This window comes from Nocardia harenae NBRC 108248 (genome assembly GCF_001612885.1).
Classification (GTDB): domain Bacteria; phylum Actinomycetota; class Actinomycetes; order Mycobacteriales; family Mycobacteriaceae; genus Nocardia; species Nocardia harenae.
Map to the genome: position 1 here is coordinate 383632 of NZ_BDBH01000011.1, position 7667 is coordinate 391298.

A 7667-nucleotide genomic window follows, 5' to 3' on the forward strand; every position below is an offset into this window, starting at 1 on the left:
GCGAGACCGGCCATGGCAGCGGCTCGGCGGGGACGATGTCGACTGGGTGCCACGGCGTCAGCGTAGGGGTGTCCGCAAATATCGGGCAGTCGGTCGATCGAACGACTGCGCAAAGCTCGGAGCTGCCCGGATACTGCTGTCCTCCGTGTCGTCTGACGATTGGGTATGCGATGAAGGTTCACCGGGCAAGGTCCATCGCTACCGCCGTGCTCGGCGCGCTGTGGCTGGCGGCGTTTCCTTCCGTCGCCACTTCGGGAGCCGACCCAGTGGGCGGAGTGCCGCTGGTCGTCCTCGGTGACTCGTTTACCGCGACCGCGCCGGTGCTCGCGCATGCCGACGACGGTTGCGCCCGATCGGCATCGTCCTGGCCGAACCAGCTCGCGGCGGCGGCGGGGCTCGCAGCCGCCAACTTCACCGATGTGTCGTGCAATGGCGGCACCATCGACACCGGTGCCGGGTGGACCCTCGTGCATCAGGCACGAAAGGCGTTTGCTCGTGGTGCCCTCGGCACCGACACCCGCGTCGTCCTGCTGCAAGCCGGAATGAACGACGTGTGGGGCGCCTCGAGCGGGACCGCTTTCCCCTCGACCGATTGCCTGCTCAATGTCGTAGCGGGCTGCGGGCTCGACGCCGCCGCCCAGAACCGCCTGCCGGACTATGCCGCCGTGACCGACACCGCCTACGCGGATCGGGTGCGCGACGTCATCACCTTCGTCCGCTACTACGCGCCGAACGCCCGCGTCTCGCTCGTCGGCTACCCGGAGATCTTCGAACCCGGTCAGCCAGAGGCCTGCATGGACCTCGCCGCCGTCGGCCGCGTCGTGCAGCCGAACGCCGAGGGCTACATCACCTATCTCGCTCGGCTGCAGGACGCGCAGCGCGGTGCGGCGGTGCTGCTGGGAATCGAGTTCATCGACATCCGTTCACTCACCGCCGGGCACGGCAGTTGCTCTGCTGAGCCCTGGATCAGCGGGCTGGCGGGCGCGGATTCACCCTTCGACGGCGCACCGGTGCACCCCAACGCCACAGGCAACAGCGTGGTCGCCACGCACCTGCGGCAGCACTTCGCGATCTGAAGTAACCCATGACCACATGGTTGTCACAGCAGGGGATGGACGACGGCAAGCTTCCTTCCCTGACCGGCGCACGGTGGTGGGCGGCCTTGGCCGTCTTCGTCCTGCACGCGCTGGTCTTCCTGCCGGTCTATCCCTTTCAGAAGTCGGAGACGTTCCGCACCATTCACGCCTTCGTGCCGATGCAGCTGGGCGCCGGAGGAGTCACCTTCTTCTTCGTCCTCTCCGGATTCGTGATCTTCTGGTCATACCGGAGACGCGGGTCGGTGGGGCGCTACTACCAGCGCCGGCTGCTCAAGATCTTCCCCACCCACATCGTCACCGGAGTCGTGCTCGTGCTCATCGCGGGCGTCCCCCTGGTTCGCCCTGTGGTCTGGGCACCCAATCTCCTGCTCCTCCACACCTGGATTCCGAAGTGGTCCACGGTCGGCGGACTCAATGTGCCGTCCTGGTCGCTGTGCGCGGAACTGCTCTTCTATCTCACCTTCCCGCTCGCCCTGCCGGTGGTGAGCAGGATTCCGTCGGTACGGCTCTGGTGGGCCATGGGAGTGCTGTTCATCGTCATCATCGGCCTGCACACGGGCTTCTACCTGTGGGCGGACGGCCCGAAGGGCACCGACAATCTCTTCGTTCCGCGGCTCCTGCCCGGGGATGTCTCTCCAGAGTTCGAAATTCACGTCTCTCCGCGATGGTTCGAGCAAACGGATATTCCGGTCTCGATGTCGTACTGGCTGAGTTACTCGTTCCCCGCGTCGCGTCTCCCGGAGTTCTACGTCGGAGTGCTCGCGGCCCGCCTCGTTGCCGAGGGCATGTGGCGGACGACCCGTCTCACCGCACCGTTGACCGCGCTCGCGGTGAGTTACGGCGCAACCTGGATCGTGCCGGTCAACTACAAGCTGTCCGTGCTGATGGTCGCTCCCATGGCGGCCGTGATCGCGACCATGGCCGTCCGTGATCTGCGCGGCCTCCCCGGGATTTGCGCAACCAGGCCGATGGTCCGGCTCGGTGAGATCTCGTTTGCGTTCTACATGATTCAGTTCCCGGTGATGGTGGCCGTCACCAGGACATTCATCGGTGGACATCGCTATTCGCTCGGCGGCTGGCTGGTGTGGACGGCCCTCTCCCTCGTGGTCTCGATTCTCGCGGCGGCCGCCATCTACTACGGCGTGGACCAACCTCTCATGGCACGGCTCGCACGGCGGCCGCACCACCTCGGCGAGGCTCCGGTCGCCGGTCAGCCCTCGGCCAAGCTGCGCGCCAGACCGTAGGCGATCTCGTTGGCAGGGCGGCCGCCCGCGGGTCCATCGCGGAGTGTGCACAGCACGATGATCGTGGTATCAGTCTCCGGATCATGACCCATGAACGTCTGAAACCCGGGAATGGCACCGTCGTGGCCGATCAGCGGGCCGAAGGATTCCAGTCCGAGGCCGTACCGGATGACCGATGGGTCGCGGCGGTCCGCCGCCACGCTGTCCAACCTGAGGCGCTGCAACTCCACGTCGAGCAACGTGGTGCCGGAGACCAGTGTCCGAACGTACGCGGCGAGGTCCTCCGCCGTCGAGATCGCGGCCCCCGCGGCGCCGATCCACGACGGGTTCAGGTCCGTGACATCGGCCGGTTGCAGGACCCCGTTCCGAGCGGCGCGAATCTGCTCGTCCGGCAGCCGCGCGGAGGACAACGCCGCCACGTTCGTGCCGTACAGATAGCCACGCGGGGAGGGCGATGGCACCTGCGCATCGCCCGCCGAGGGAAAGAATGTGCCGACAAGATTCAGCGGGCGGAAGACCCGAGTCGCCAGCAGGCTTCCGATGTCCTCGCCTGTTATCTGTTCCAGGAGCTGAGCCAGCAGGATCGTATTGGTGTTCGAGTAGCGGAACTCGGTGCCAGGCGGGGAGTACGGCGGCGACGAGAATCCCAGTTCCAGGAGTTCCTCGGGTTCCCACACACGATCGGGCTCGTCGTCCATTGCGATCGCCATGGAGCGGGCCTCGTTATAGCTGAACAGCCCGCTGCGCATACTCAACAGGTCGGCGATCGTGATCCGGTGGCCGTTGGGGACGTCACGCCGATATCGGGACACGGGATCGTCGAGTTTCAGCTTTCCCTCCTGGACCAGCTGCAGTGCGACGGTACCGACCATGGTCTTGGTGGTGGAGCCGACCCGGAAGGAATCCCGTACCGAGACGGCGTCGTCGCGCCCGAGCACGCGTGTTCCAAAAGCTCTCTGCCAGAGAATATTCGGAGTGCGAACGAAGACAACGGCACCGGGAACCTGCATCGACTCGAGCACCCCACGAACGATCGGTTCGAACGCGCTCTCTACACGCGGGGCATTGTTCTCGGCCAGCGGGATCGGCGCGGGAGAAAGCGAGGCCGAGCCCCCGACAGCAACCGTTGTACACAGGATTCCGGCGACCATGAGCAGGCGAATGGGTGAGCGTCCGGGGCGCGGGGGTGCACGCATGAGCATCAGTTCCCGAGGACGGACACGGTGCCGTCGTCGAAATTCGTGACGTACAACCGTCGTCCGGCCGGATCGACCGTTACCCCGTGCGGCCGGAGCCCGACCTGCACGGTGGTGTCCACCGTCGAACTTCGGCTCGCGAGGACCGAGACGGTATTGCCGACGGGGTTCGCATCCGTTCCGTGGTTGGTGACGTAGACGGCTCGCCCCGGCTCGTCCACCGCAACCCCGACCGGCCCGGTGCCGACCCGGACGGTCGCGCGCACCACGCGGCTGCGCGTATCGATGACCGACACCGTGCTGTCCTGATTGTTGGTGACGTAGGCGGTGGCTGCCCCGGCATCGACGGCGATGCCGTACGGCCGGTTGCCGACATCGATCGTCCCCACAATGGTTAGCGACGAGGTGCTGAGCACCGAGACCCGGCGGTCGGGTAGCTGGGGTGTGCCCGCGTTCGCCACGAAGACACTCTTCGTGGCCGGGTCGACGGCGATGCCGTACGGATGGCTGCCCACCGCCACCGTTGTCACCACGGTATTGCTCCCGGTGTCGATCACCGACACGGTGTCGGCCAGGAAGTTCGTCACGTAGGCCCGCTTGGCGTTCGGATCGAGGGCGATGCCGTACGGCGCCGCGCCGACCGTGATCCTGCCGACGAATGCCCGGTCGCTTGTTCTGAGCACCGACACCGAGCCGCCGTCCGCATTCGTGATGTAGGCGACCCCGGCCGCCGAGTCGACCGCGATCGCCGCGGGCTTGGCGAGTTCCGGTGCGGTGATGGTGCCGGTCGACCGCGTCCGGTTGTCGTAGACCGAAATGCTGTTGCTCCTGCTGTTGGTCGTGAACACCGTGCTGGTTCTGGCATCGAAGGCGACCCCCCATGGCTCCGCGCCCGCGCCGAGCGTCGCGGTGACCGAGGCTGGTATGGGTCGAACCGCGGTCGCGCCGACGGTACTCGCGCTGTCATCGTCGCCGTTCGAAACCCCGATCAGCACACCACAGAGCACGACCAGGGCTATTGCGAGCGCACCAAGGAGCACCGCGGGCCGAGCCCGCTGGAAAGGCCGCGTGGGCGGGTGACGGGGGACAGCCCCCCGCGGCACCGGTGGCGGCGATGCGGGCTGCTGCGGGCTGACCGGCAGCCACCCGGCGGGCGGTGACGCGGGCACCGCGAAGGGCGGCCTTCGCGCCGCGGCCGTCACGGGTCGCGTCGCGGCCGGGCGCGCCGCCGCCGTGGTCGCGGCACTGTGCGCCGCCGCCCGCAGCGCGGGCGACCATGCGGCGGGAAGGGGCCGCATGCCCGGCGTGCTCGACAGTGCGGCGCCGACGAGCTGTCGCACCGGCATCGGCACGCCGGCCGGAAGCCGGGCCGGGTCACGCGTGCACTGGTCGCCCGCCAGCAGCCGCAGGGCCAAGAGCCCGAACTTGTACGCGTCGGACCGCGGCGTCGCCAACTCCTCGCCCGCGTTGACGGTCCGCACCTCCCAGTCGGGTGTCTCGACCTGCACGGTGACCGACCGGCCCGCCAGCCGCATCGCGTCGCAATCGATGAAATAGACCGTGCAGGAGGGCAGCAGCGAGAACAGCATGTTCTTCGGTGACAGGTCACCGACCGCGATGTTGTGGCGGTGCAGCAGCGCCAGTGCCTCGGCGGCATCGGACAGCAGCTCATAGCGCTGTCGGTCCGAGAGCGGGATACCCCGGCGTGCCAGAAAATCGTCGGTATTCAGTAGGTGCTGGAACTCCGCGGTCCTGCGCTGCACCCCGGACGACACGATCAGGTCGACGAAGAAGTCGTCGGGGATCGCCGGCATCACGAAGCCCGTCACCCGGTGCGAGTTGTCCTCCTCGACCAGCCTGCACGGCCACGCCACCCGCGACAGCAGGTCGATCCCCTCCGCGAACGGCAGCGACTCCAAATACCGGGGCATCTCCTCGAGCACATCCACCGCGACCTGGGGGAGGACGGCGGACTTGTACTCCTTGTAGACCATTGCCTTCGCGTACTGCATCGAAACGCCCGGCGCCCGGTGCACGACGCCTTGCCCACCCGCCGCCAATCTCGTCAGCGATCCGAGATGCGCGCGCTTCAGCCGAGACAGGACCACCGCCACCTCGTCAGTTTCCCCTCGGCCAGATCGCCACCAGGGTCCGATCGTCGTCGAACGTCTCGCGGGAGAAGTCGAGGGCGTGCGCGAACTCGATCTGCGACGGCACCCGCCCGGACAGCACCGCCGTGAACAGCCCGCCGACCTCGCCGTCTCCGCTGCCGAGCGGATCGCCGAAGCCGTCGGTGCCGACGAGCAGGACCTGGCCGGGGCGGATCACCACGGAGGTGCTCACCGCCTCGTTCGGCACCCGGGGCAGGCCGCTCACCGCGGAGGATGCGAGGCCGGATGCCGACGCCTCCTTGCCGCCGAGGACGGGCAGGAAGCCGTCCTCATCGAGCACCCACGCCCCCGAGTCACCGACACCCGACACCACGGCTCGAAGGCCACCGTGCTGGTCCTGCTCGCAGACCACACAGGTCAACGTGGTGGCCAGCGCCCGCTCGGCCTCCTCGGCGTCCACCTGCTCGAGCGAGAGCACGGCGGCGGCGCGCTCGGTGAGCATCCACGCGGTGTTCTTGAACAGGGCGTCCCAGTTCGTCTCGTCCGCGCGGCCTGCCGCCGGATCAGCCAGCCACTGCACCGCGTACCGCACCGCGCTGGACGAGCCGACGTGCGAATGCGGCGCACCCGATACCCCGTCCGCGACCGCGACGACCAGACGCTGCCGGTCCTCGGTCACCGCGACGGCCAGATCGTCCTGCCGCGGCGCCCCGTTGTAGCGGTGCAGGTGGCCCCGCAGCGACGCGGCGCGGATCGTGAACGGGCCGCACGACCAGCCATCGATCAAGGTATCGGCGCGGTACGGCGTGCGATGCTCGGCGTCGACGGCTCGTGGCTCGAAGAGTGGCGTCGGGGCACCGACGACGATGGGCTCGCTCGACGGCCACCATGGTGACTCCGCCGCCCCGGGCATCTCCGCGGTCCAGGTGTCCGCTTCCGGCGGCGGTGCCGCCTCCGGCCCCGAGCCGGAGCCGTCGGAACCGGGCCTCCCCCGTCTAAGCCACGTCATACCGTGTCCACATCGAGCGAGACGAAGCTCTCCGGCTTCTCCACCTGGAGCGATGCCTGGCCGGTGGCGAGCGCCTGCCCCGAATTGATCACGGACTGCGTCAGCGCGGTAATGAACTTCGAGATAGCGACCCCGGTGTCGGTGCCCGCGGCGGTGATGAAGGCGTACTCCGGGCGGGTCGCCACCCTGCGGATCACCGTGGCGTCGGCATCGCCGATTCCGAAGGCCAGGATATTCGGCCGCGCGGGGAACCCGTTCAACCGGGCGTGCTGCGCCTCCCAGCCGTCGCCCGGATTCGGGGCGCCATCGGTCAGAAAAAACACCGCGGGGCGATTGACGAGATAGCCGTCCGCCTTGAGCGCCTGGATATCGCTCGGGATCCGATCGGCCAGCCCGGAGAAGGCGGCGGCGAACGAGGTCGACCCCCGTGCCCGCAGCTCGGGCATGATCTCGACGTGCCGCAGATCGCTCGGCTCCATGTAGCAGACGGCGCTGTCGGAGAATCCGAGCACGCAGAAACGAACCTTGGCCGCGGCCATTGATTCGCCCTGCAGTGTGTCGAGCAGGCTCGTCAGCCCCATATTCAAATCCGCGACATCGTCTGCCATGGAATATGATTCGTCGGCAACGAAATAGACCGGCAGAACCGTGGCCTTCGGCTCACTCATCGATGCACTCCCTTCGCGCTGGTCCGACCGCCTCGAACCCTACGGTTCCGCCGTTTGCCCGGCCGTAGGTCGTTCGACCGACAGGCGGCGGTGCGGCTCGAGGCCGTGGCAGCTGTCGATCGACCGAACGATTGCTGCCACTCGACCCTCGCGTGTTGCATGAAGCCGGGCAGACCGGCATCGGGACGAAGCGATTCCCCGGGCGCGGAACGTTGCCATTTCCTTGCATCGAATATTCGCCGACTACAGAGTGCGAGATGGCTGGAACATCATGACCGTTACCAAGAGACTGAAGCGCAACGAACTCGGCGAACTCCGGGAATTGGCGTCGGGGGATCGAAG

6 protein-coding genes are annotated in these 7667 nt (G+C 67.6%); 2 read left to right on the forward strand and 4 right to left on the reverse strand.

From position 1 onward, the window contains the following. The first annotated feature begins 170 nt into the window (after window positions 1–170). Window positions 171–1076 (forward strand): SGNH/GDSL hydrolase family protein, encoded by a 906-nt coding sequence (locus NH2_RS23055; protein ID WP_169811523.1) that lies wholly within the window; start codon window positions 171–173, stop codon window positions 1074–1076. A gap of 8 nt (window positions 1077–1084) precedes the next feature. After that, a complete protein-coding gene (locus NH2_RS23060) occupies window positions 1085–2341 on the forward strand; it encodes an acyltransferase family protein (protein WP_157103925.1) in 1257 nt (418 codons plus the stop codon). Here the strand turns inward: NH2_RS23060 and NH2_RS23065 are convergent. From NH2_RS23065 to NH2_RS23080, 4 genes are read right to left on the reverse strand one after another with little or no spacing between them, the layout of a single operon-like run. After that, on the reverse strand, window positions 2308–3492 hold the full coding sequence (locus NH2_RS23065; RefSeq protein WP_169811524.1) for a serine hydrolase domain-containing protein: 1185 nt from the start codon (window positions 3490–3492) through the stop codon (window positions 2308–2310). The two genes, NH2_RS23060 and NH2_RS23065, sit on opposite strands and share 34 nt — an antisense overlap. Window positions 3493–3542: 50 nt before the next feature. Next, window positions 3543–5651 carry a YVTN family beta-propeller repeat protein gene (locus NH2_RS23070; RefSeq protein ID WP_157103926.1) on the reverse strand — a complete coding sequence of 703 codons (2109 nt, stop codon included), beginning with the start codon at window positions 5649–5651 and terminating at the stop codon, window positions 3543–3545. A 4-nt stretch (window positions 5652–5655) separates the two neighbouring features. Continuing rightward, window positions 5656–6657, reverse strand: coding sequence for a protein phosphatase 2C domain-containing protein (locus tag NH2_RS23075; RefSeq protein ID WP_084505795.1), 1002 nt, complete (start codon window positions 6655–6657; stop codon window positions 5656–5658). Then, window positions 6654–7325 (reverse strand): vWA domain-containing protein, encoded by a 672-nt coding sequence (locus NH2_RS23080; RefSeq protein ID WP_067658147.1) that lies wholly within the window; start codon window positions 7323–7325, stop codon window positions 6654–6656. The genes NH2_RS23075 and NH2_RS23080 overlap by 4 nt, the downstream gene beginning before the upstream one ends. Window positions 7326–7667: the final 342 nt, after the last annotated feature.

Excerpts from the sequence above, each read along its gene's own strand:
- NH2_RS23055 (WP_169811523.1), top strand. The coding sequence starts at position 171 with ATGAAGGTTCACCGGGCAAGGTCCATCGCTACCGCCGTGCTCGGCGCG.
- NH2_RS23065 (WP_169811524.1), bottom strand. The coding sequence starts at position 3,492 with ATGGTCGCCGGAATCCTGTGTACAACGGTTGCTGTCGGGGGCTCGGCC.
- NH2_RS23080 (WP_067658147.1), bottom strand. The coding sequence starts at position 7,325 with ATGAGTGAGCCGAAGGCCACGGTTCTGCCGGTCTATTTCGTTGCCGAC.
- NH2_RS23075 (WP_084505795.1), bottom strand. The coding sequence starts at position 6,657 with ATGACGTGGCTTAGACGGGGGAGGCCCGGTTCCGACGGCTCCGGCTCG.
- NH2_RS23060 (WP_157103925.1), top strand. The coding sequence starts at position 1,085 with ATGACCACATGGTTGTCACAGCAGGGGATGGACGACGGCAAGCTTCCT.